Source organism: Streptomyces sp. NPDC001970, assembly GCF_053594115.1.
Map to the genome: position 1 here is coordinate 18,940 of NZ_JBSFDW010000032.1, position 22,339 is coordinate 41,278.

13 protein-coding genes and 8 pseudogenes are annotated in these 22,339 nt (G+C 69.0%); 11 read left to right on the forward strand and 10 right to left on the reverse strand.

Translation table 11 applies throughout. From position 1 onward, the window contains the following. Positions 1-111: 111 nt before the first annotated feature. Positions 112-555 (reverse strand): N-acetyltransferase family protein, encoded by a 444-nt coding sequence (locus ACWCP0_RS30975; protein WP_451082143.1) that lies wholly within the window; start codon positions 553-555, stop codon positions 112-114. A 499-nt stretch (positions 556-1,054) separates the two neighbouring features. Between ACWCP0_RS30975 and ACWCP0_RS30980 the strand changes: the two are divergent. Both ACWCP0_RS30980 and ACWCP0_RS30985 read left to right on the forward strand, forming a co-directional pair. After that, positions 1,055-1,991, forward strand: a pseudogene (locus ACWCP0_RS30980) (MerR family transcriptional regulator). Between the two features lie 74 nt (positions 1,992-2,065). Beyond that, positions 2,066-2,632: a GNAT family N-acetyltransferase gene (locus ACWCP0_RS30985; RefSeq protein ID WP_451082075.1), complete on the forward strand. Its 567-nt coding sequence runs from the start codon at positions 2,066-2,068 to the stop codon at positions 2,630-2,632. A 35-nt stretch (positions 2,633-2,667) separates the two neighbouring features. Here the strand turns inward: ACWCP0_RS30985 and ACWCP0_RS30990 are convergent. Beyond that, positions 2,668-3,905 (reverse strand): annotated as a pseudogene (locus tag ACWCP0_RS30990) (IS256 family transposase). Between the two features lie 260 nt (positions 3,906-4,165). On the opposite strand from ACWCP0_RS30990, the pseudogene ACWCP0_RS30995 reads away from it, so the two are divergent. Beyond that, positions 4,166-4,365, forward strand: a pseudogene (locus ACWCP0_RS30995) (IS5/IS1182 family transposase); the annotation flags it as partial. A gap of 165 nt (positions 4,366-4,530) precedes the next feature. On the opposite strand, the gene ACWCP0_RS31000 reads toward ACWCP0_RS30995, so the two are convergent. Continuing rightward, complete coding sequence (locus ACWCP0_RS31000) at positions 4,531-5,073, reverse strand: hypothetical protein (RefSeq protein ID WP_451082147.1); 543 nt, start codon at positions 5,071-5,073, stop codon at positions 4,531-4,533. 585 nt (positions 5,074-5,658) lie between these two features. Here ACWCP0_RS31000 and ACWCP0_RS31005 point away from each other — a divergent pair. Both ACWCP0_RS31005 and ACWCP0_RS31010 read left to right on the forward strand, forming a co-directional pair. After that, a complete protein-coding gene (locus ACWCP0_RS31005) occupies positions 5,659-6,351 on the forward strand; it encodes a lysophospholipid acyltransferase family protein (RefSeq protein WP_451082076.1) in 693 nt (230 codons plus the stop codon). A 158-nt stretch (positions 6,352-6,509) separates the two neighbouring features. Then, complete coding sequence (locus ACWCP0_RS31010; protein ID WP_451082077.1) at positions 6,510-8,678, forward strand: SpoIIE family protein phosphatase; 2,169 nt, start codon at positions 6,510-6,512, stop codon at positions 8,676-8,678. Positions 8,679-8,806: 128 nt separating this feature from the next. Here the strand turns inward: ACWCP0_RS31010 and ACWCP0_RS31015 are convergent. After that, a pseudogene (locus tag ACWCP0_RS31015) lies at positions 8,807-9,534 on the reverse strand (AraC family transcriptional regulator); the annotation flags it as partial. 377 nt (positions 9,535-9,911) lie between these two features. Between ACWCP0_RS31015 and ACWCP0_RS31020 the strand changes: the two are divergent. The 3 genes and pseudogenes from ACWCP0_RS31020 to ACWCP0_RS31030 form a co-directional block, all read left to right on the forward strand. Then, on the forward strand, positions 9,912-11,372 hold the full coding sequence (locus tag ACWCP0_RS31020; RefSeq protein WP_451082078.1) for an outer membrane protein assembly factor BamB family protein: 1,461 nt from the start codon (positions 9,912-9,914) through the stop codon (positions 11,370-11,372). A gap of 550 nt (positions 11,373-11,922) precedes the next feature. Next, positions 11,923-12,717, forward strand: a complete 795-nt coding sequence (locus ACWCP0_RS31025; RefSeq protein WP_451082079.1) for an SDR family NAD(P)-dependent oxidoreductase — start codon at positions 11,923-11,925, stop codon at positions 12,715-12,717. Positions 12,718-13,210: 493 nt separating this feature from the next. After that, positions 13,211-13,301, forward strand: a pseudogene (locus ACWCP0_RS31030) (IS5/IS1182 family transposase); the annotation flags it as partial. Between the two features lie 109 nt (positions 13,302-13,410). Here ACWCP0_RS31030 and ACWCP0_RS31035 read toward each other — a convergent pair. Together ACWCP0_RS31035 and ACWCP0_RS31040 are read right to left on the reverse strand one after the other, a co-directional pair. Beyond that, positions 13,411-15,795: an ATP-binding cassette domain-containing protein gene (locus ACWCP0_RS31035; RefSeq protein ID WP_451082080.1), complete on the reverse strand. Its 2,385-nt coding sequence runs from the start codon at positions 15,793-15,795 to the stop codon at positions 13,411-13,413. A 289-nt stretch (positions 15,796-16,084) separates the two neighbouring features. Then, positions 16,085-16,201 (reverse strand): annotated as a pseudogene (locus tag ACWCP0_RS31040) (AraC family transcriptional regulator); the annotation flags it as partial. A 1-nt stretch (position 16,202) separates the two neighbouring features. Here ACWCP0_RS31040 and ACWCP0_RS31045 point away from each other — a divergent pair. Then, a pseudogene (locus ACWCP0_RS31045) lies at positions 16,203-16,676 on the forward strand (cation:proton antiporter domain-containing protein); the annotation flags it as partial. Positions 16,677-16,932: 256 nt separating this feature from the next. Here ACWCP0_RS31045 and ACWCP0_RS31050 read toward each other — a convergent pair. From ACWCP0_RS31050 to ACWCP0_RS31065, 4 genes and pseudogenes are all read right to left on the reverse strand, one after another. Further along, a pseudogene (locus tag ACWCP0_RS31050) lies at positions 16,933-17,326 on the reverse strand (toxin Doc). A 406-nt stretch (positions 17,327-17,732) separates the two neighbouring features. Further along, a complete protein-coding gene (locus tag ACWCP0_RS31055; RefSeq protein WP_451082081.1) occupies positions 17,733-18,371 on the reverse strand; it encodes an LAETG motif-containing sortase-dependent surface protein in 639 nt (212 codons plus the stop codon). Positions 18,372-19,002: 631 nt separating this feature from the next. Then, a complete protein-coding gene (locus ACWCP0_RS31060; protein ID WP_451082082.1) occupies positions 19,003-19,548 on the reverse strand; it encodes a CGNR zinc finger domain-containing protein in 546 nt (181 codons plus the stop codon). Between the two features lie 271 nt (positions 19,549-19,819). Beyond that, positions 19,820-20,272 (reverse strand): MarR family winged helix-turn-helix transcriptional regulator, encoded by a 453-nt coding sequence (locus ACWCP0_RS31065; protein WP_451082083.1) that lies wholly within the window; start codon positions 20,270-20,272, stop codon positions 19,820-19,822. A gap of 219 nt (positions 20,273-20,491) precedes the next feature. On the opposite strand from ACWCP0_RS31065, the gene ACWCP0_RS31070 reads away from it, so the two are divergent. Together ACWCP0_RS31070 and ACWCP0_RS31075 are read left to right on the forward strand one after the other, a co-directional pair. Next, a complete protein-coding gene (locus ACWCP0_RS31070) occupies positions 20,492-21,535 on the forward strand; it encodes a hypothetical protein (RefSeq protein WP_451082084.1) in 1,044 nt (347 codons plus the stop codon). 330 nt (positions 21,536-21,865) lie between these two features. Continuing rightward, positions 21,866-22,288 carry an Ohr family peroxiredoxin gene (locus ACWCP0_RS31075; protein ID WP_451082085.1) on the forward strand — a complete coding sequence of 141 codons (423 nt, stop codon included), beginning with the start codon at positions 21,866-21,868 and terminating at the stop codon, positions 22,286-22,288. Positions 22,289-22,339: the final 51 nt, after the last annotated feature.

Below are 22,339 nucleotides of genomic sequence, written 5' to 3' on the forward strand. Positions count from 1 at the left end.
ACTCCTTGATCGAGGATTGCCTGCACCTCATACGACGAGACAGCAACCCCCGCCTGTGACATCTCCACACGGACCCATGCGGATGCACGCCCATGAACGCCTGTTGTCCTCTTACGTTCCGAGGACGCCCGCGCCGGGTAGTCGCACCATGTAGATGTCGATCGGATCCTGAACCTCCCCGGTGAACCCGTGGCGCTCGTACAGCCGCCGGGCGGCGCTGCCCTGCAGGACGTTCAGGCGGACGGGCAGACCGTCGGCATCGGTCCGGTTCAGCAGTGTTCGCAGGACCGCCGAACCGAGCCCCCGGCCCTGGATGCCTGGGGCGAGATAGAAATGCTCCAGCCACTGCCCGTCCTCGGCCGGCCGCAATGTGACGCAGCCCGCGAAGGCGCCACCGGCCAAGACGACCGACGTGTGCTGCAGGGAGAAGGAATCCCTCAGCCGCTGCCGGACCCGATGCTCGTCGAACCGGCCCAACCTCTCCAGGTCCGGGCGCATCACTACGGCCCGCAGCTCCGCTATCGCCTCGACATCTGCCGGCTCCGCGGGGCGCATGGCCCATTCCATGGGCCGGTCCGACGTGATGCCGGGCACCATCTGGCCCGCCTGTATCTCGTCCGCCTTGGTACTCGCATCCACGGCCGGATTATGTCAGTGGGCCGCTGTGACGACGTGCGCAGCAAGCTTCAGTCACCGTCACTCGCGAGCAGTCCTCGTCGCGCATCACGCCGTTGGCCGTTACTCATGCCGACCAACTCATGCACAGAGTACCGAGCTCCGCTTCGGGGATTTCCCACACGAGGCGGATGGTCTCCCTCGCCTCCTCAGCCACCGGCGCCCGACCCTGGGCAGGCACCTGCTCCATGAGTTCCATCATCTCGGCGGCAGCTTCATCGGCGGTGGTCCCGCTGGCCCCCTGCTCTTCAAGCCGTCGATGAACCTGCCGAACGACCGCAGGCCGAGGAATCGTCAAGACTTGTGGATGAGGAGTGGTTGGCTGCTGGGAGGCATGGGAGCTTGAGTCTCCAGTAGGGGGAGACGCAAAGGTGGGGGCATGGACGGCGACACGCTCTACTCGATCGGCGAGCTCGCTCGGCGGACCGGTCTCACGGTCAAGACCATTCGGTTCTACTCCGATCGCGGAATCGTGGCGCCGACGGATCGCAGCCCGGCCGGCTACCGCCTCTACAACATCGACGCCGTCGCACGCCTGGACCTCGTGCGGACCCTGCGCGAGCTGGGACTGGACCTTGAAACGATCCGCAAGATTGTGGACCGGGAGCTCTCGCTTCCCGAGGTCGCCGCGGCGCGCCGAAGCACTGGCAGTGCAGATCCGCGTCCTGCGCCTGCGGCGCGCGGTGCTGACAGCGGTGGCCGAGCGCGGGTCCACCCTTGAGGAGACGGAACTCATGCACCAGCTGGCCCAGCTCTCCGAGGACGAACGCCGACGTCTGATCGGCGATTTCCTCGACGCCGTCTTCGGCAGTCTTGACGCCACCCCCGCATTCGCGGGGGTCATCCGCACGATGACCCCCGAGCTGCCCGACAACCCCGAGGCGGAACAAGTCCGGGCATGGGTCGAGTTGGCCGAACTCTCCCTGGACCCGGATTTCCGCGCCAGCGTGCGGCGGATGGCCGAGGACCAGGCAGCCGAGCAGGCCCAAAACGACACAATGGGCCCGCGCCGCGACATTGCCGCAGCCGTCCGTGACCAGGTCGGCCCGGCCCTGACGGCTGGCATCGACCCAGCCTCACCCCAAGCAGATCCGATCGTCGCGGCGTTCACGGCGCACTACGCGCACCTCCTCGGCCGCCCCGACGACGTCGAGCTTCGCCGCCGACTGTCGACTCGACTGGAGAGCGTGAACGACCCCCGCAGGGAGCGGTACTTTCAACTGCTCGCAGTGGTCAACGGCTGGCCAGTCCCGGAGAGTCTGGCGCCGGTGTTCGACTGGTCCGTCCAGGCTCTGCGCGTCCGGACGCAGCGATGACAGGGCGGTCGCAAGGCGACATGGGCCGGACACGGGTGGCGTGGGGCGAGAACGCCGCCGCATATGATCGGTTGGTGAATGCCCCCGTCGTACTTCAGGTGGCCGCGACGCCCGCCTCTCCCGCTCTCGTTCTTCGCCCCTGGTGCATGGAGGACGTTGCCGCATTGGTCGAGGCGTGCCGGGATCCCGGATTGCGCCGCTGGACGAGCCATGCCGTGGACAACGATGCTGACGGGGCACGGTGGGTGCAGGCCCAGCAGCGGAGCTGGGCAGCGGGGGACCGGTTCAGCTTCGCCGTCCTTGAGGCACAACCCGGTTCAGTTCGCGAACAGTTGGTGGGCAACGTGGTCCTCAAGGAAGTCACCTCCGGCAAACCGGCGGCCGAGGTGGGCTACTGGACGGCGGCGCACGCTCGCGGGCGGGGAGTGGCCCCCCGCGCTCTGGAGGCGCTCACCAGGTGGGCCTTCGACACCTTCGAAGCCGACGGGCTGGAGCGTCTCGAACTCCTGCACCAGGTGGACAACCTGGCATCGTGCCGGGTTGCGCAGAAGAGTCGGTACGACTTCGACAGCGTCCTGCCTGCGGCGCCGCCCTCCTTCCCCCGCGATGGCCATCTGCACATACGGCGCACGAGTGCCTGAAGTCCCCGCGTCTTCCGCGGATCGGCTGAGGCTGCTCACGCCGCGAGGGTCTCGGGGCGTTCGACGAGGTGGCCGCGTTCGAAGCCGGCGCCGGCACGGACCAGAGCGACGAGGTGGGGTGCGTTCACGGCCCGCCAGCGGGCCTGGGCGGACTCCACCAGCTCGAAGACCATGGCCGGCCCGGCGGCCCGGCTGCCGGCACCCTTGGTCATCTTCGTCCGCAGCCGCACGGTCGCGAACGTCGACTCGATCGGGTTGGTCGTCCGCAGATGTATCCAGTGCTCGGCGGGGAAGTCGTGGAACGCCAGCAGCTCGTCGATGTCGGCATTGATCTTCTTGACGGCCTTGGGCCACTTCGTGCCGTAGGCGTTGTCGAGCGCGGTGATGGCCTTGAGCGCGTGCTCGCGGTCCTCGGCGTTGTAGATGTCCTGCAGGACCTTGCCTGCGCCGGGGTGTGCTGACTTCGGCAGCGTGTTGAGGACATTGGCCGTTTTGGGAACCCAGCACCGCTGGTGGCGGGCCTCGGGAAACACCTCGGCCAGCGCTTTCCAGAAGCCGAGGGCGCCGACGCCGACCGGGAGTACGGGGCACGCACTCCGCGTCGGGCGGCATCGCGCAGCAGGTCGGCCCAGGACTCGGCGGGCTCGAGGTAGCCGTCAGCCATCGTGATCAGTTCCTTGGTGCCGTCGGCGCGCACGCCCATGAGGACCAGGACGCAGAATTTGGCCTCCTAGAGGCGTATGCGCAGGTGGATACCGTCGGCCCAGAGGTAGACGTAGTCGGTGGACGACAGGTCGCGTTCGCCGCAGGCTTTGTGGTCGGCCTGCCACTGCATGGTGAGGCGGGTGACGGTGGCCGGGGAGAGGCCGGCCGAGCTGCCGAGGAATTGCTCGAGCGCGGGGACGAAGTCGCCGGAGGACAGGCCATGGAGATAGAGCAGTGGCAGCACCTCCCAGATCTTCGGGGACCTGCGGCACCAGGGCGGCAGGATCGCCGAGGAGAACCGCTTGCGCTCCCCGGTCACCTCGTCGATTCGGCGGTCATTCACACGCGGGGCCTTCACCTCGACCGTCCCGGCGGCGGTGGTGACCCTCCGTGGCTGGTGGTAGCCGTTGCGCACCACCGGACGGCGGCCGTCCTTGTCGCGCTGGTCCGCCAACTCGGCTATGTAGGAGTTGGCTTCGACCTCCAGCGCGGCGGCGAGCATCCGCCGTGCGCCCTCACGGACGATCTCGTCTATCAGGGAGCCGTTTCGGGGTCGTGCCCTCGGCAGTGACTACGCTGAGCACGGGCGTGCCTTCCCGACCGACGCGCCAACGTCGGCCTACTCGGTGACCATTCGCGGGTCCAAAGCCACCACCGAACGAGCGGCCGGTCGGGTAGGAAGACCCCGTCGCTCGGAGCGCCGGAGCTGAGCCGCGAGCGCGAGCAGTCAACGGGCCTGCAGCTCCTTAGGCACTCAACGGGCGGGTCCTTCGTGCCACGAGGGGGCGAGTGGCGGGGCAACCCCACCCCGGGCTCCCGCAGAACGGGGGCCACCAGCGCGCCGGCGGCACGGTCCGCACCCCCTTCCAACGGCACCGCCACCGGCCGCGGCCATCCCGACGTCAGAAAGCACCGGTCGCACGCCCGGATCCGTGCCCTCGGTGAGCGCGATCGCCACCCTCAAGACCTGGAAGAGCCTGACCAAGCGGCGGTGCTGCCCACGCCGCGCCACCGCGACCGTGCACGCAGGAAGGCCACGCGAGGACGCAGCGTCCATACGGTTCCGGGCAGGCTTCTCACCCTGGGCCGACGCAGCTGATCCGCGCCTGGAGCGCCTGGACAGCGCTCTCACCGGTATGTCAGCAATCTCCCGACGTGCCTGCGCGCACCAAGGGGGCGACGACGGCGGTCGGTCAAGGGGTCGCGTCAGCGAGTTTGGTGAGCTGCTCGGAGACGACGTCAGGCGGGACAACGGCCTGCCCGTCGCGCTTGATGTTCGCCGACTGGAAGGTCGCGATGGTCGCGCCCATCCGCACCATGGTGACGGTCATCGGTACCTTCAGCGGTTCCTCACCGTCCACGGAGACCAGCTGAAGCAGCCGGAAGGACACGGACTCACTGCCGAGCCCAGGGTCCGGCAACGCAGTGACGTCCTCGTAGGCGAAGCCGTACGCCGGGGTGAATGCCGTGCAGGTACGCAGCGCAGTCCGCACCGTGGTGACCATCCCGGCGGCCTGGTCCGACGCGTACGAAGCCAGCGCCACAGCCCCTCCGTGGTCGCCCTCGACAGCGCTCACCACCTGCCTGACACGGGCCTTGGGCGCACCCGGGCCGGCCAGACCGACCGCGGCATCGACCGGCTGGCACACCGCCGGAGTGACCGGCGCGCTGACGGCCGATACCGGCCCGGGCAGCGCATCAAACGTACGCCCGGGAAGATCCTTCCGCGTGACCATCGCCCGCTCCAGAGCCTGCTGCTCCAGCGCCTTGCCGCCCACAGCCGGCGAAGCCGAGCGCTCGGGCCCCTCAGTCCCCCGCGGCTTCCCACCCTCACCTGCACAGCCGACCGCGAACAACACGACCGCCGCCACTGCCGCTCCACGTCCGTACAACGGACCTCTCTGCCGCCACCCCATGGTCCCCACCCCACACATGCAAGATCACTGAAGAACCGTGCGTACACCTCGCTCCCGTCCCGCCGTCAAACAAGGGACGACGCTGCCGCAGAGCCGAGCCTCCCGACGCAGCCGCCAACCGGGCGGACCTGGGCGTCCGCCAGGGCCAGGAGCAGCGGCGGGTCGGCGTCGAGGTCCGATTTGGTGGTGGCGGGCCCTTGGCCGGCGCCGGCGCGTACGGTCCGCGGCACGCGCGTGGCCAGTGGCCGGTGGCCGGACTCTGGGCGGGAACCGTGGTTCGTGAAGACGCCTCGTAAAAGGCACCACGCGCCGGTGACCGAGTACCGGGCCCGGGGAGGGGAGGATCTGACCTGACAGCCCGGCGCAGACATATCGGCAGCCGATTCGGCAGTGGGGAGCCGGCCCGTGATCTACTACGTGCTCAGGTACGTCCTTCTGGGGCCGCTGCTGAGGCTGCTGTTCCGGCCGCGGACCGAGGGACTCGAGCACGTTCCGGCGGAGGGCGCGGCGATCGTCGCCGGGAATCACCTGTCGTTGGCGGACCCCCTTTTCATGCCCGCAGTCCTGAAACGACGCGTCACGTTCCTGGCCAAGATGGAGTACTTCACGGCACCGGGCCTCACAGGCCGGTTGACCGCGTCGTTCCTCCGCAGTGCCGGGCAGATTCCGGTGGACAGGTCGGGCAGGGCCGCGGGGCAGGCGGCGATCCAGGAGGGGCTGGGGATACTGGCGCAGGGAAAGCTGCTCGCCATCTACCCGGAGGGCACGCGCTCCCCCGACGGCCGGCTGTACAAGGGCAAGGTCGGGGTCGCGGTGATGGCACTGGCCGCGCAGGTGCCGGTGATTCCGTGCGCGATGGTGGGGACGTTCGAGATCAGGCCTCCGGGCCGGGTCCTGCCGAGGATCCGGCCGGTCGCGATCCGTTTCGGGGAACCGCTGGACTTCTCACGCTTCGCGGGGATGGAGCCCGACAGGACGATCCTGCGGGCCGTCACCGACGAGATCATGTACGCAATCCTGGGGCTGTCCGGGCAGGAGTACGTCGACCGGTACGCGGCCGACGTGAAGGCCGGACAGGCGAAGGGGCGGCGGAGCTGAGACCCCGCAGTCGGACGCGTCGGCATGGATGATGCGGATCCGCAGCACCGGGCGATGCACGCAGGCACAGCGCCCCGCCATCCCGCCTGACGTGCTCGTATTTCGCCATCCGCCTACGATGCTGGTATCGGATATGTGTCAGCGAATCGGTGCAGTCGATGGCCAGTGACAGCGATCTGGACCCGGCTGCCGTCCGCAGCCTGCTGGATCAGACGCTGGCCGGGATGGCAGTAGATCTGGGCGCGCACGCGGCGGCGCTCATACTCCTCGAGCCCGGCGGCGAGGTCCTGACCCTGGACACGAGCGTGGGGATGCCCCCGGAGTACGTCGGGCCGCATCACCGCGTACGCGTGGCGGCGGGAGCCTCGGATCCGGTGATGGAGGCGATCCACGAGCAGCACCTGGTGTGGATCACCTCTGGCGAAGACCTCGCCCGCCGTTACCCCCACCGCGCCTTGGTCTTCCCCTACCCACGTGCTGCGGCCATCGCTCCCATTGCTGACGGCTCCACTGTGTGGGGCGCCCTGGTGCTGACCCTGTCGTGCGAGACGTCACCAGGTCTCGACGTCCGCCAACGCCGACGGCTGGCCACCACGGCACGCTGCATCGCCTGGATCCTGCAGGGCGCAGCAGACGCCGGACAACGCCTGCTCCCCGGCTCAGAGCCGCGCTTCCTGCCGCTCACGCCTGCCGAGCCCGCGGTGCCGGCCCAGGCCCAGGCCGCGGTGGACTTTGTCGCTCCTCTGCCCGAAGGGGGCTGTCGGCTCGACCCGCGCGGGCGGATCACCTTCCTCGACCCCACCGCGGCCGACCTCCTGGGCGACAGCATTCCGCGCCTGGTGGGCGTCACACTGTGGGAGGCAGTCCCGTGGCTGGATGATCTGGTCTGCGCGCACCGGCATCAGGCCGCCCTCGCCGGCCAGGAGCCGATCTCCTACACAGCCGAGCAGCCCCCCGACAGCCGGCAGCTGATGTTCAGCCTCTACCCCGACCGCACCGGGGTGAGCGTGCGCATCACTTCCACCGCCAGCATCCGGCGCCCGGGGGAACTGAGCCTCGTCGGTGTCGACGCGGGGGCCGGCCCCGCCCGGCTCGACGCCCTCTACCACCTGATGCACCTGTCCAGCGCCCTGGCCGAAGCCGCCTCCGTCCAGGAAGTGGTGGACCACGTCGCCGAGCACCTCCTGCCGGCCCTGCAGGCGCAGGCCTTCGCGCTCGTCCTCGCGGAAGCCGGACGAGTGCGGATCGTCGGCCACCACGGATTCCCGCCCGAGCAGATCAGCGCCATCGACCGGGTCCCGCTCACTGCGACCGAGCGCGCCGTCCCAGGCCTGGCTGCAGAAGTACGGACCTGGCCTCTGACGGAGGGGATGCCGTCGTTCTTCGCCGACCGGGAAGAGCTGCGCGCCGTCTATCCCGAAGGGGCCGGCATCGACGACGGCTTGGGCGCGTGGGCGTGGCTTCCGCTCGTCGTCTCCGGAAAGCACATCGGCCTCTGCGTGATCGGCTACGCCCGGCCCCACACCTTCACCTTGGAGGAACGCACGGGCCTCACCTCCCTCGGCGCCGTGCTTGCCCAAGCCCTGGACCGAGCACGGCAGTACGACGTCAATCAGCACATCGCCGAAGGCCTTCAAACCGCCCTGCTGCCTCGCACCCTGCCCCGACTCCCCTCCCTGGACGTGGCCGCCCGCTACCTGCCCGGCAGTCACGGCATGGACATCGGCGGCGACTTCTACGACTTGATACGCCTGTCGGAGAACGAGGTCGCTGCCGTCATCGGAGACGTTCAAGGCCACAACGTGACCGCTGCCGGCTTCATGGGCCAGGTCCGTACGGCCATCCACGCCTATGCCGTTGCCGGCGCACCTCCCGGAGAAGTTCTCCGCCACACCAACCTCCTCATCGCCGACCTCGACCCCGACCTCCTCACCAGCTGCCTGTACGCACACATCGACCTCACCGACCACGGCGCCCAACTGGCCACCGCCGGCCACTGCCAACCACTCCTGCGCTGTCCCGATCTCCACACCCGCGTCCTCGACGTGCCCCCGGGGCCGCTGCTTGGGGCCGATCCCCATGCCACCTACCCCACCGCCCAGGTGGCCCTGCCCCCCGGCAGTCTCCTGGCCCTGTACACCGACGGACTCGTCGAAGTCCCCGGCACCGACTACGACGTCAATCTCACCGAACTCGCCGCTGTGCTCTCCCGCCCCACCGATTCCCTCGAAGACCTCGCGGCTACGCTGCTCGACCACGCTCAGCCGTCAGGCGACCGCACCGACGACACCGCGTTCCTGCTCCTCAGCATGGGTGCGCAGGCCTGACCAACGGTCTTTTCGCTGCCGGGCGGGTGAAAGTCTTCGGCAGTCCACCGGAGATTGATCCGCCGGAAGCGGCGCGCAGCAGTAGCGGGGTGGTCTGTCGAAACACATTGATTGCCGTGGTGAACACTTCAGAACACGTCCGATGTGTGCAAGCGAGTGGCGTCCTCGCTGGGTGAAGTGCCGAAGAGCCGACGGTACTCGCGGCTGAACTGGGACTGGCTGTCGTAGCCCACGCTCCAACAGGCCCCCGTGACGTCTTTGGGATGCGTGGCCAGCGGGAGCCGTGCCTCCTGGAGCCGGATCTGCTTCTGGAACTGGATGGGACTCATGGTCGTGACGGCCTGGAAATGGCGGTAGAAGGCAGACGTACTCATGCCGATCAGTTGCGCCAGGTCCTCCACCCGTAATGACTTCGCATAGTTCTCGCGGATCCACCGCACGGCCCGGGCGATGTGGGAGAGGTTACTTCGGCAAGACCGAACTGCCGGATGGTCGCGCCGTGGTCACCCGTGATCAGCCGCCGGAGAATCTCCCGCTTGACGAGCGGTGCCAGCACGTCGATGTCGCGAGGATGATCCAGCAAGCGCAGGAGCCGCACCACGGCGTCGAGAAGTTCGTCCGGGGCGTCGCCCACGACCATGCCAGGTGGCGCGGTGACACTCCGCGGTACAGCGCCGGGAGCCGCCTGCAGCAGCGTCTCAGCGATGGCCGACGATTGCAGCATCAGGCCGAAACCCAACGCCGGCCGCTCCCGGCTTGCCTCGGTGAATTGGCCGGTGACCGGTAGGTCTACCGACGTCACGAGATACTGCCCGGCACGGTACTCGTACTCGCGCTCACCCGGCGCAAGGTGTTTGGTGATCGCATCCTTCGACGTCAGCGGCCATTTCGAGGAACGGCCGGCCTGGCGTCGCCGCGCCCGGCCGGCGCACTGATCAATGCTGCCCGCTGCTCGTCGAGCCCAGGTTGTCTTCTCGCTCTGGTCCCGCCCCACTCCAGTCCCGCCTGGTGGAAGGATGGGCCCACTGACCGGGCCAGGGGGCACGAATGACTCAGCCGTTGATCGTTCGCCGTGTACTCGGTGACCGCCCGTTCGCCGAGGTCGGCGAGCCGCGAACCGCCGCAGAAGATTCTCGCCACGGCCACATCGTCGTGGGCGGGGACATCGGGTTGATCCGGTGGCCGTCGTCGGGGAGAGCTGCTGTCGATCGGTGGCCTCACTACCGGATCGGCGTGTACCGGGCCGACGACCTGAGTTGCCGCCACCTGTACCACTCCTACTGGCCGGTGAACTCGATCGACTTCCATCCGTCTCTTCCCCTGGTGGCCGCCGGAACCGGCCGTTACGACGGGAGCTGGGATTTCGACGGTGAACTGCTCCTGGTAAACCTGGAGTCGGGGATGGTGACGACGGCGCTCGAAGAACGCCGCGAGGTGCTGGCCGCCGAGTGGCTGGACGACCGGAGGCTGCGGCTCCTGGTGTCCCCGGAGGACCGCGACTCCGACCATGCCTTCACCCATGCCTTCGAGACCGTGATCGAGCGTGAGGACTGGTCCGCGGTGGCGGACCGCACGGTCGGGTACCGCGAGTTGACCGGTCCGAAGGTGCGGCGGGTGCACCCCCCGGATGCGGATCAGGCCCGCGACCTCCTGAGGGATCGCAGCGTCGGCGCGGCGGCCGGCTGGACGATGCGCCGGCAGGTGCGGGCGACGCAGATGCTGGACGACGGGCGGGTGCTGGCCGCGCTCCAGGGTGCGCGACTGGAATGCTGGCTGACCTCCGGCGAGCTGCAGTGGGCGGTTCCGGATCTCGACGGCGGGCAGCAGATCCATGTCTGCACCGACCAGCGCTCGGCCTGGGTGCACGTGCGGCACACCGGGCGCCTCACGGAATCTGGCTGGCGGCGAGCCGGCAACCTGGTCCAGCGCATATCCCTGGACAGCGGGCGTTCCCTCGAAGAGTTCGATCCCGGCCACGCCGTGACATTCACCTCCGGCCGCGACGGCTGGCTGGCTGTCCGGGCGGCCTGGCCCGCGCGAGACCAGGGGCAGACGATTCTCCTCACGCCCGACAACACGGAGGCGGCACATTTCATTCTGCCGAACCACGACTTCTTCGCCGTCCGACGCGGCAGCGAACCTCTGTTCGTCCAGCGTGCCGAGGGACCGTCCGCGGAGCGTCAACGGGTCGTCGCCATCGCCTTGGAGGAGACGGATGGCAGCCCGTCAGTCCGCCGGCTCTTCCCGCTGGACTGGGACGGCGATCGCACCATGCACCTGTTCGCCGGCCCGGGCACCCAGGTGAGCAGCGACGCACTGGTATACGCGGCCACCCTCCACGATCACCGCGGCCTGCTCCCACAGACCTCGTTCATCGTTCGGCGCCGTCTTCCGGACGGCGCACCGCAGTGGGTGTACGGAACCGACCATCCGGTCACGGCGCTGGACGCCGACGAGGACACCGTCTTCGCCGCCTACCGATCCGGGGAGATCGTGGCACTCGACGCCCGGAACGGCAGCCCGCTCTGGCAACGGGCTCTTCATGTCTCGAGCCGGCCCGTCGTGCCCCTGTCGCTCACGGTTCCCCGTGCCGGCAGACTCCTGATCGGCACGGTGGACGGACGGATCCTGGACTGTGAGACCACGACAGGGCGCGGCGCCGACCGCCCGGGTGCTGCCTCACCGGGCCCGTGACCACAGCGAACAGGGCAACTGCCGCAGGCACGATCCGAGGTAGTCGGCCTGGCCCGGCCGGACCGGCCCCGACACACTCAACTGACAGGTCGCCGCGCTGCGGCACACCTCTCGTGCGGGGATGGTGACGTCCTTGCGGCCCGCGCGAGCCCTCTCCCCTTCGGATCCGAAAGCTGTCCCCGGCCATGCCCCTTGCCCACGGCCTTGGACGACTGGTCGACCATGATGGCCCCCACGATCGGCCCCGAACTGCCACTCGACAACGACCGGGGCGTCATGCGTGCGGCCTGGGCGATCCCCATCGCCGTCGCAGACCCCCGTCGAGGCAGTCCCCCTCCAAGAACCCCCCGAGGAAGTGTTCCCCCCCGTTCCCCTCCACGACCGGGCCCGGGCCCTCCCCCAGCTCTTCGACCACGCCCGTTGAGCCGGACGCCGGGAGTCACCCGAACTGCCCCACCCCCGGGTTTCCGGACATGATCGGGGACTCCGAGGAGAAGAAGTGCCGTGACGACCTGTTGGCCGCCGAACCCACGTCGGGAAAGGAAAAGACATGCGCCTGGACCTCACGGGACGGACCGCGTTGGTGACGGGATCCACCCAAGGCATCGGAGCCGCGATCGCGGCCGGACTCGCGCGAGCCGGCGCCCGGGTTGGAGTCAACGGACGCGACCAGGGCAGGGTCGAGGAGTCCATCAAACACCTCAAGGCCGAAGTGCCGGACGGCGACTTCGTTCCGGTGGCTGCTGACGTCGCGTCCGAGAAAGGCGCCGTCGACGCCCGGGAAGCCCTGCCGGACGTCGACATCCTCATCAACAATCTCGGCATCTTCGGCGCCAAGGACCCGTTGGACATCACGGACGACGAATGGCGTCGCTACTTCGAGGTGAACGTGCTGGCCGCCGTCCGTCTCACCCGGTCGTACCTGCCGCAGATGATCCGACGGGGGTGGGGCCGGATCCAGTACATCGCCAGCGACTCTGCAGTGGTGATCCCCGCCGAGATGATCCATTACGGCGTGTCGAAGACCGCCCTGCTCGCGGTCGGCCGCGGCTTCGCCAAGCAGGCCTCAGGTACCGGTGTCACGGTGAATTCCGTCATCGCCGGCCCCACCCACACCGCCGGCGTCGAGGACTTCGTGTACCAACTCGTCGACCGCGACCTTCCATGGGACGAGGCGCAGCGAGCCTTCATGCGAGAGCACCGGCCACAGTCGCTGTTGGAGCGTCTGATCGAACCCGAAGAAATCGCCAACATGGTGGTGTACCTGAGCTCCGACCTGGCGTCCGCCACCACGGGCGGCGCACTGCGGGTCGATGGAGGGTACGTCGACTCCATCCTCCCGTAGGGGTGTCTTTCCGATCATCGGACTGTCGGTCCGGTCGTGAGGGACGGGGAGATTTCTGATGCCGCGGGGGCGGTGATCGCGCCGTCGCTGCCGCCTACTGCGACGATTTCGTAGTCCTTTCGCCGACCGGACAACGAGCCGAACAGGCCCGTGAGTTGGCGGCGAGGGTGCTCGGAAGGCTGGGGATGCACGTGCATCCCGCGAAGTCCGGTGGAAATGGCGGGGCAGGGGCGCAAAACCGTATCAATGGTTAGCTGCTTCGCGCGCGGCGTAGGCCCGAGAGGCGGGGTGACACCGGACGGGGCTTGATGAGCCGCTGCTCGCGGTCGCCGGCTCCGTACGCGCCGGCGCCCCGGCATGCGGGGCTTCGCCCGCGCGTCGACGCCACCCGCGCCGCCGCCGACCCGCGGCCCAAACCCGGGCGGAGGTCGACCAGCCGGTCGCGATCGACTCCTCGATCGCGCGGGCTCACCTGCACACCGCGGCAAGGGGGCTCGACGAACGCGGACTCGGACGCTCCCGCGGCGGGCCGACCAGCAAGATTCACCTCGCTTGCGACCGGCAAGGCCGGCCGCCGGCGTTCCTTGTCACCCCGGGCGCCCGCAACGACCGCACCCACGCCGAGGCCGTCACCGGCAAGATCCGCGTCTCGTGGTCCGGGACCGGACCGGCCCCGGACCACGAGGGCGTCGGTCAGGTGCCGACGTACGCCGCGAGGTGCTCGCCGGTGAGGGTGGAGCGGGCGGCGACGAGGTCGGCAGGTGTGCCCTCGAAGACGATCCGGCCGCCGTCGTGGCCGGCGCCGGGGCCTAGGTCGATGATCCAGTCGGCGTGCGCCATGACCGCCTGGTGGTGCTCGATGACGATGACCGACTTGCCGGTGTCGACGAGTCGGTCGAGCAGGCCGAGCAGATGCTCGACATCGGCCAGGTGGAGGCCGGTGGTCGGCTCGTCGAGGACGTAGACGCCGCCCTTCTCGGACATGTGCGTGGCCAGCTTGAGCCGCTGCCGCTCGCCACCGGACAGCGTGGTGAGGGGCTGGCCGAGGCTGAGGTAGCCGAGCCCGACGTCGGCGAGGCGCTCCAGGATCTTGTGCGCGGCCGGCGTCCGCGCCTCGCCGGCGCCGAAGAACTCCTCCGCCTCGGTCACCGACATCGCGAGCACCTCGCTGATGTCGCGGCCACCGAGGTGGTATTCGAGCACCGATGCCTGGAACCGCTTCCCCTCGCAATCCTCGCAGGGGGAGGCGACGCCGGCCATCATCGCCAGGTCGGTGTAGATGACGCCGGCGCCGTTGCATGTGGGGCAGGCGCCCTCGGAGTTGGCGCTGAACAGAGCCGGCTTCACACCGTTGACCTTCGCGAACGCCTTACGGATCGGGTCGAGGAGTCCGGTGTACGTCGCCGGGTTGCTCCGCCGCGAGCCCTTGATCGCGCTCTGGTCGACCGACACCACACCCTCGCCGGCCGGGATCGACCCGTGCACGAGCGAGCTCTTGCCGGAGCCGGCGACGCCGGTGACGACCGTCAGCACACCGAGCGGGATGTCGACGTCGACGTTCTGCAGGTTGTTCGCCGTCGCTCCACGGATCTCCAGCGTGCCGGTGGGCTTGCGCACCGTCTCCTTGACGGCAGCCCGGTCGTCGAGATGGCGGCCGGTGACGGTGCCGCTGGCCCGCAGCCCCTCGATGGTGCCCTCGAAGCAGACGGTGCCGCCCTCCGTACCGGCGCCGGGACCGAGGTCGACGACGTGGTCGGCGATCGCGATCGCCTCGGGCTTGTGCTCCACGACGAGCACCGTGTTGCCCTTGTCCCGCAGCCGCAGCAGCAGGTCGTTCATCCGCTGGATGTCATGGGGGTGCAGCCCGATCGTCGGCTCGTCGAAGACGTAGGTGACGTCGGTGAGCGAGGAGCCGAGGTGGCGGATCATCTTGACACGCTGCGCCTCGCCGCCCGACAGTGTGCCCGCCGGCCGGTCGAGCCCAAGGTAGCCGAGGCCGATCTCCACGAACGACTCGAGGGTGTGCTGCAGTGCCGTGAGCAGCGGCGCCACCGACGGCTCCTTGAGGGCGCGGACCCATGCGGCCAGGTCGCGGATCTCCATCGCGCAGGCGTCGGCGATGCTGATCCCCTTGATCTTCGACGCCCGCGCCCCCTCGCTGAGCCGGGTGCCGTCGCACTCGGGGCACGTGGTGAAGGTGACCGCCCGCTCCACGAACGCCCGGATGTGCGGCTGCATCGCCTCCTTGTCCTTGGACAGGAACGACTTCTGGATCTTGGGGATCAGCCCCTCGTAGGTGAGGTTGACGCCGTTGACCTTCACCTTGGTCGGTTCGCGGTAGAGGAAGTCCCGCATCTCCTTCTGGGTGAACCTGCGGATCGGCTTGTTCGGGTCGAGGAAGCCCGACTCGGCGTAGATCCCCACGGTCCACACGTTGTCCGACTTCCAGCCGGGGATGGTGAACGCGCCCTCTGCGATGGACTTGGAGTCGTCGTAGAGCTGGGTGAGGTCGATGTCGGAGACCTTGCCCCGGCCTTCGCAGTGCGTACACATGCCGCCGGTGCGGTTGAAGGTCGCCTTCACCGTCTTCTGGTTTCCGCGCTCGACGGTGATCGCACCGCTCGCCCGGACCGAGGCGGTGTTGAAGGAGTACGCGCTGGGCGGGCCGATGTGCGGCTTCCCGAGCCGGCTGAAGAGGATGCGCAGCATCGCGTTGGCGTCGGTGGCAGTGCCGACCGTCGAACGAGGGTCGGCACCCATGCGCTGCTGGTCGACGATGATCGCGGTCGTCAGCCCGTCGAGCACGTCGACCTCGGGCCGCGCCAGCGTCGGCATGAAGCCCTGCACGAAGGCGCTGTAGGTCTCGTTGATCAGCCGCTGCGACTCCGCGGCGATCGTGTCGAACACCAACGAGCTCTTGCCCGAGCCGGAGACTCCGGTGAAGACCGTGAGCCGGCGCTTCGGGATCTCGATGCTGACGTCCTTGAGGTTGTTCTCGCGCGCGCCGTGCACGCGGATCAGTTCGTGGCTGTCGGCAGCGTGCAGCGCAGGCGACTGCGTGTCGGTCCTCGTGGCCATGCTCTTCGTGTCTCCATCTGTTGGGCGGGGCCGCCTCTGCGGTCTCCGTCGGCGTCGCCTGGCTCGATCTAACCAGCTCGAGCAGTACGTCTGCTTCTCCTTCGCTTCGGCCCGTGGAGCCTCTGGGCCCCGGCCACTCGGTGCGCCGGGCCGAGTGTCAGACTAACCAGCGGCCGTCGCGCATCAGCTCGCGGTCGGGCATCTCGTTCAATTCGCGCCAAGCCTGGATGCGTCGCGGGGAGTTGCCGGCAGGTGGGTCCCGCGAATGGTGATGTCCATGGCGGTCACGCTAGCTGCGGCTCGACGCCGGTGCTTCTCGATTCCTGATCGGTCTGGTCACCTGTTTCGCACGCACGACGGCATCCCCACCGTCGCGCGCCGCGTGGCGCCGGTAGGTGCTGGGCGGATCCGTCGCCGTTCCGGTCACCATCGCAGCAGCACTGACCATCGCCATGAACGTGGCCGCAGGACTGTTCACCGCCCGCCTTTACCACTACGGCCCCCAGGCTGCCGCGAACATCGCCACTACTCTTCTGGGACGTGGCGAGTTCGCACTCGTTCTGGCCGCCATGGCCGCCACCGCCGGCCTCGACGGCCGCCTCGCCCCCTTCATCGCCAGCTACGTCCTGGTCCTCGCCGTACTCAGCCCCATCGTCGCCGGGCGCGCCCACCTGCTCGCCCGTCTCCTCCAGGGCGCGACCTCCCGCCTGCACGGCCACCGAGCCCGCATCTCCACACCGCGTGCGGACCACAGCCCGCCCGACACCACTGACCACAGCCCGGCCGACACCGCCGCTCTCACCCCCGCCGGCACCCCCGCCAACAGCGACAGCGCCCCGCCGTCCGCACCCGCTCAGCCGCGGCACCCACCCACGCTGTGATGTGTCCCCGGCCACCTCATCGGGCGACTTGACTCCCCGCTGCGGCGGCTCGGCCACGAGCGTCACCTCCCGGGCTGAGGTGGCGCCGGTCCTGCTGCTGCAGCGGAATCCAGGGAAGACAAGGCCGGCAGTACACACCACAGGTGCTGCTGGGACATGTTCCTGGACAGGAGGGCTGGGCCCAGGGCACGGCTTCGAGGGCGTAGCTGGGTCCCTGGGTCCGACGCCACAGACGACCCGTGACGGGTTGGGCAGGTCAGACCCGCCAGGAGCGGATGCGGTCGGCCGCGTCGTATCCGTCGGCGCGTCCGGCGTCGATGTCACGGGCGAGGTCGATCAGCGCGCCGTACGGCGGGTCGATGGCCTCGCTCACGGCGTCCATGTACGACATGACGATCGCGGCCCCGTACAAGGCGTTGCGGGCCGGGAGGGGCGCAGCCGGATGATGGCGTGCATGAGGGCGGCTGCGCGCCAGGCGTTGTCGACGGTGACGCCGACCTGTGGGGTGTTGACGCGGTGACGGGCCACAGCGGCCACGAGGTTCGAGAACTCGTGGACCGAGGGGCGCTTTTGGGCAACACCTCCGCCTGGCGCTCCAGAAGCCGGCGGATGTCGCTGTGGAGCTCCACCACAGGCCGCCCGGGACGCATCCAGTCGAGCCGGGGCATCGTCCGGGAAGGCCACGTCGAACGCGTCCGCGTTCTCGGCGACGAATGTGCGGAAGACCTCTGCGGCGCCTTCGAGGCGGGGGTCGCGAACAGCGTTGCGCGCGGCCTCGGTGATGAGCGCGGTCACCGTGGTGCCCTCGGTCTCGGCGCTGCGCGATGAGCTGACCGGCCGGCTTCTCGGTACGTTGCGCCACGCCGGCGCGTGAGCGCTGCACCCTCTTCTGCACCGGATTTGGCTGCTCGGGCTGACCGGCCACGACCGATGGACGGATCCGCACTGGCCGGGCCACCGGGTCGCAGGTGAATGGCTTCCGTCGGTTCGCCCAAGCTGCACATGGACGTGCCCTGCGGCCTGTTCGGCCGCAGGGCACGTGATGCCTGGGCGAGGTCAGCCGCGAGCGGCCGCGCGACGCCTGCGGGTCGCGACCAGGATGCCACCACCGGCCAGGACCGCGGCGACTGCGGCACCGGCGATCACCGGGGTGGCGCTGGATCCACCGGTCTCCGCGAGGTCACCCGGCGCCGGGGCGCTGGTCGACGGTACGGGAGCATCGGAGCTGGGCTGCTCGGAGCTCGGGGTGTCCGAGGGCTCCGGCGTCTTGGACGGCTCGGGCGTCTTCGACGGCTCAGGCGTCTCCGACGGCTTCGGCGTCTCCGAGGGCGGCGTGGATTCGCAGACCGGAGAGGTCTTGGTCTCGTCGCGCGAGAACCTCTCCCCGTCGCCCGCCTTCACGACGAGGCGCACGGGAACCTCGGTCTTGTGCTCGGGCAGCTTCAGCGTGTCGTGGAACTCGCGCCCGAACTCCTTGGCGGGCAGCAGGTCCTTGCCGTCGACGGTGATGGTCACCGTGTTGGTGACGTCGTCGTTGTATGCCTTGAGATCGACGGTGACCTCGGAGCAGGTCACCGTCCACACGGGCGTGTGGGCCGACACCGGAGTGGCACACAGGCCCACTCCGACGAACCCAACGGCCACGCCCGCTATCAGAGCGCCCGAGCGCTTCCACGCACGGGTGGGTACCTTCATCTGTCCTCCACGCACATCCGTACATCGGGGGGGTTGATGCGAGCGCACGGTACTCCCCCCTCGCACCCCGCCGCGCACCGCCCCTCGGACATGAGTCGGCAGCTACCTGTGCCGGGTGCCGGAAGGGCCCGGCCCTGGCCGGGCCGCGCTGTGTACGTGGACGTACGCGCCCTCCGGTGGCCCCGGGCGGAAGGTCTGGCTATCGGTCGACCCGGTACAACGGGTCCTCGTCCGGGAACAGGCCCACCTTCGCGGCGGCGAAGGCCAGTTCCCGCACGTGGCTCCTCCCTCTTCGTTCGTGTTCGAACTCCAAGGCGGCGATACCGGTGAGGTCGCCACCGGACTGCGGCTCCGGGGCATGGGGCCGGGGCGACGCTTTGCCTGTGCATCCTGACGACCGTGCACTCGAGCTCGTACTGATTCCTCTCCAACTCGAACAGACGGGTGAGCAGGTCCCGTTGGAAGCGACACCGTCCTCCGGCGTGCGGCACGCGCTGCGCGTGATCCAGGCGCTGGTGCCGCACCTTCCGGTGCAGCAAGGGTGGCGACGCGCTCGACGGCCCTACGGCGGCGCCTCGAGCAGGGGTGCGGCCCTACAGCCTTGCGGCTGTGAGCTCATGGCGATCCCCGCCTACTCACTCGCGCGCTTGCGTGCCCGGTAGGCCGCAGCCTTGATCCTGTTGCCGCACGGATCCATCTTGCACCACTCCCGACGCGCCCCTCGGGAATGATCGATGTAGATCTGGGTGCAGTCGGGATTCGCGCATTCCTTGAGCAGCGGGACCTCTGGTCCACTGAGGACTGCAATGGCGTCCCGGGCAACGTAAGAAAACGCCTGCTGAATAGTGGCTTCAACGCTGCGTCCGGCCGCGGTGAGCCGCGGAACAGGAGGCGGTTGGCGTGCCACGTCATTCACCAGGGTCAACGCATCCTGGTCATAGCTCTCACCGGCAATTCTCGCGACGACCAGCTGATAGATCGCTTCCCGCAGAGTCACCGCCTTGCGGACATCGACAGACCGACAGGCGATGTCACTCTCTGTGATTCCGCATTCGCGGAACCATGAGTTGAGACTCGTCGGCGAGTGGAGCATCTCCCGGGGACTGGGGCCGCGCCGTACGCGCAGCGTTCCAGCGAAGTCGAGCGCCGGGCGTCCGGCGGGAAAGGCATGCTCCATGTCACCATTCTGACAGGTGACGATTTGGGATGCAACACGGCCGCCGGGGGGACGTACGCTTCGCATCGCGTTTGAGATCTTACTCAGCGGGGTGACTGCGCAGTTCCCCGATGGCCGCTATCGGACACGAGCCCGACCGTGACACGAGCAGGGCGCTGAAAGGGCGGCCAACTCTTGCATCGGGCACGGCGGCCTCGCCCGAGGGGTCGGCAATCGGCAGCCCCAGAACCATTGATGCGATGTGGATTCGACCGGCCGACCGGCAACCGCGCTACTCGGCCCAGGGCTCGAAGCCGGTCTCGAGGACGGCTACCAGGGATGTGCGCAGTTGAGCTGCCTCTCCAGTCCCGAAGTTCTCCTCGAACCGGGCTTGCACGGCTTTCCACAGCGGCAGCGCCGCCTTCATCCGGGCAAGGCCGTCCGGCGTGATCGTAACGATCCGTGCGCGGCGGTCGGCCGCCGAAGGCTCGACGGTCACCAGGCCCTCGCGCGCAAGCGGCTTGAGGTTCGACGCCAACGTCGTGCGGTCCATGGCAATCATGTCGGCGAGACCGGTGATCGTTATTTCGTCGTGACCGCTGAGCTTCTGCAGGATGCTGAACTGCGTCGCCCGAAGACCGACCGGGGCCAGGGCCTTGTCGTACGTCGCACTGAGGTACCGGGCCGCCTTGCGCAATGCAAGGTTGTTGCAGGTGTCGGCGAGGTCCGTCGGCGTAGGGGTCATGCTCTCCTCCAGAACGTCCCGGATGCAATAAGAGTATATGCACCTAAACGCGGAGGGGGCACCCCACCCCCAGCGAGGAGCGGCGGGACTGGAGGCGAAGACCGCGACCCGCCTTGCCGTCCGGAATATATGAGCATATGCTCCTATTGGAGAGCAGTGGCACGTTGCCCCTCTCCAGGCCCTCCGTGCGCCACATCCCCCCATCAGAAAGCCCTGTCAATGACAACCCCCATCGGATCCACCTCCGAGCGCGAGCAGTCGCCCTCCGCGGCGGCCGAGCCATCCTCCAGGCTCAGCCACGCCGCCCGCCGGCCGCCGGTGAGGGCCTGGCTCCAGCCGACAGTGATCGCCCTGGTCGTCGTGGCGGCCTTCATCGCCTGCTACGTCGGCCTGCAGCGCGACCCCCAGCCCCACCAGGTGCCCATCGCCGTCACCGGTCCGGACCTGCCGGGCGAGATGCGCCAGGCTCTCGGCGACGCCGTCGAGGTCCACCCCGCCGCTGATGCCGAGGCAGCTCGCCACGCACTGGAACACCACGACGTCGTGGCCGCGCTCAGCACCGACAGCCAGGGCCGGCTGCGCCTGGAGATCGCAGGAGCAGCCGGCACGTCCACCACGTCGGTCGTGAAAAGCCTCGTCGACGCCTACGCCCACGGTGCAGGCAAGCACGTCACCACCGAAGACGTCGTCCCCCTGACTCACTTCGACGCCCGGGGACTGGCCGGCTTCTACATGGCCTTCGGCGTGACCCTGGCCGGATTCGTCCTCGGCACGAACGCTCTCGGCCTGGCCACCGTCCTGCACCTGCGCCACCGATTCCGGCTACTGGCCGGCGCCTCCCTGGCCATCGGCACCGTCGCAGCGATCATCGCCGGCCCCGCCATGGGGGCGGTCCCGGCCCCGGTCATCCCACTCGCCCTGACTCTCACCCTCCTCGCAGCAGCGGCCGCATTCACGACCAAACTCCTCGGTACCTATCTCGGCCCCATCGGCATCCCGGTCGCCACCCTGGTACTCCTCACCGTCGGCAACGCCACCAGCGGCGCCACCATTGGCGCCGACCTGCTGCCCACCGCGGCCCGAGCCATCTCCGCACTCCTGCCACCCGGAGCAGCCGTCCGCGCCATCACCGACCTGAGCTACTTCAACAGCGCACACGCAGCAGGCCCCGTGATCACACTCACCCTCTGGGCCGCCATCGCCGCCCTCCTGCTCGGCCTGCGCCCCCGCCTGATGCGGCGGCGCACCGCAGCCCCCGCCTGACCCATGACCCCGACCCCGATCGCTTCGCCACCGCGAGGCCGGAGTCCGGAAGACCTGGATGCTGGGCCACGCAGGAATCGCCCGTCCGGGGAGGGCGCGTCGGGTGAGCCGACAAGTGGGGAAGTGCGAGGAGCTCGGGGCGGCTGGCCGTGCGTCACCCAGCCCCCTGCCGGCCACTCCCATCCCGACATCACCGCCTTGACAGGTGACGACTGTATTGCGACCATCTAGTCACCTCCTGAACCGGTGACGCACGATGAAGGTCCCCACCAAGGAGCTTTCTCGACCTACGAGACTCGCCACGTTCGTACTTTCCGATGAGGACATGTAATGCCGAACAGCTACACCGCCGTTGTGAACGTCACCGGCGAAGGCCGCAACGGTGGCCGCGTCCAGTCCGACGACCGCCTGCTGGAGACCACTCTGTCCCTCCCCAAGGAGCTCGGTGGGGCCGGCACTGCCACCAATCCCGAACAGCTCTTCGCTGCGGGCTGGGGCTCCTGCTTCCTCGGCGCCGTCCGGCGGGCCGCCGCCGACCGCAAGGTCAAGCTGACCAGCACCGAAATCAACGTTGAGATGACCCTGAACCACAGCGACGGCGAGTACTCCCTCGCGGCCGTCCTCAGCCTCGAACTCGGCGGCGTCGACCAGGACAAGGCCACCGAGCTCGCCAACGCTGCCCACCAGCTCTGCCCCTACTCGAAGGCCACGCGCGGCAACATCCCCGTCACCATCAACGCCACTGCCGTCTGACCCAACCGAGAACCGGCCGACCTCAAACCCGGCCCCTCGAGCGGCGGGTCC

Excerpts from the sequence above, each read along its gene's own strand:
- ACWCP0_RS30975 (WP_451082143.1), bottom strand. The coding sequence starts at position 555 with ATGCGCCCCGCGGAGCCGGCAGATGTCGAGGCGATAGCGGAGCTGCGG.
- ACWCP0_RS31000 (WP_451082147.1), bottom strand. The coding sequence starts at position 5,073 with ATGGTCACGCGGAAGGATCTTCCCGGGCGTACGTTTGATGCGCTGCCC.
- ACWCP0_RS31010 (WP_451082077.1), top strand. The coding sequence starts at position 6,510 with ATGGCCAGTGACAGCGATCTGGACCCGGCTGCCGTCCGCAGCCTGCTG.
- ACWCP0_RS31025 (WP_451082079.1), top strand. The coding sequence starts at position 11,923 with ATGCGCCTGGACCTCACGGGACGGACCGCGTTGGTGACGGGATCCACC.
- ACWCP0_RS31035 (WP_451082080.1), bottom strand. The coding sequence starts at position 15,795 with ATGGCCACGAGGACCGACACGCAGTCGCCTGCGCTGCACGCTGCCGAC.
- ACWCP0_RS31055 (WP_451082081.1), bottom strand. The coding sequence starts at position 18,371 with ATGAAGGTACCCACCCGTGCGTGGAAGCGCTCGGGCGCTCTGATAGCG.
- ACWCP0_RS31060 (WP_451082082.1), bottom strand. The coding sequence starts at position 19,548 with ATGGAGCATGCCTTTCCCGCCGGACGCCCGGCGCTCGACTTCGCTGGA.
- ACWCP0_RS31065 (WP_451082083.1), bottom strand. The coding sequence starts at position 20,272 with ATGACCCCTACGCCGACGGACCTCGCCGACACCTGCAACAACCTTGCA.
- ACWCP0_RS31070 (WP_451082084.1), top strand. The coding sequence starts at position 20,492 with ATGACAACCCCCATCGGATCCACCTCCGAGCGCGAGCAGTCGCCCTCC.
- ACWCP0_RS31075 (WP_451082085.1), top strand. The coding sequence starts at position 21,866 with ATGCCGAACAGCTACACCGCCGTTGTGAACGTCACCGGCGAAGGCCGC.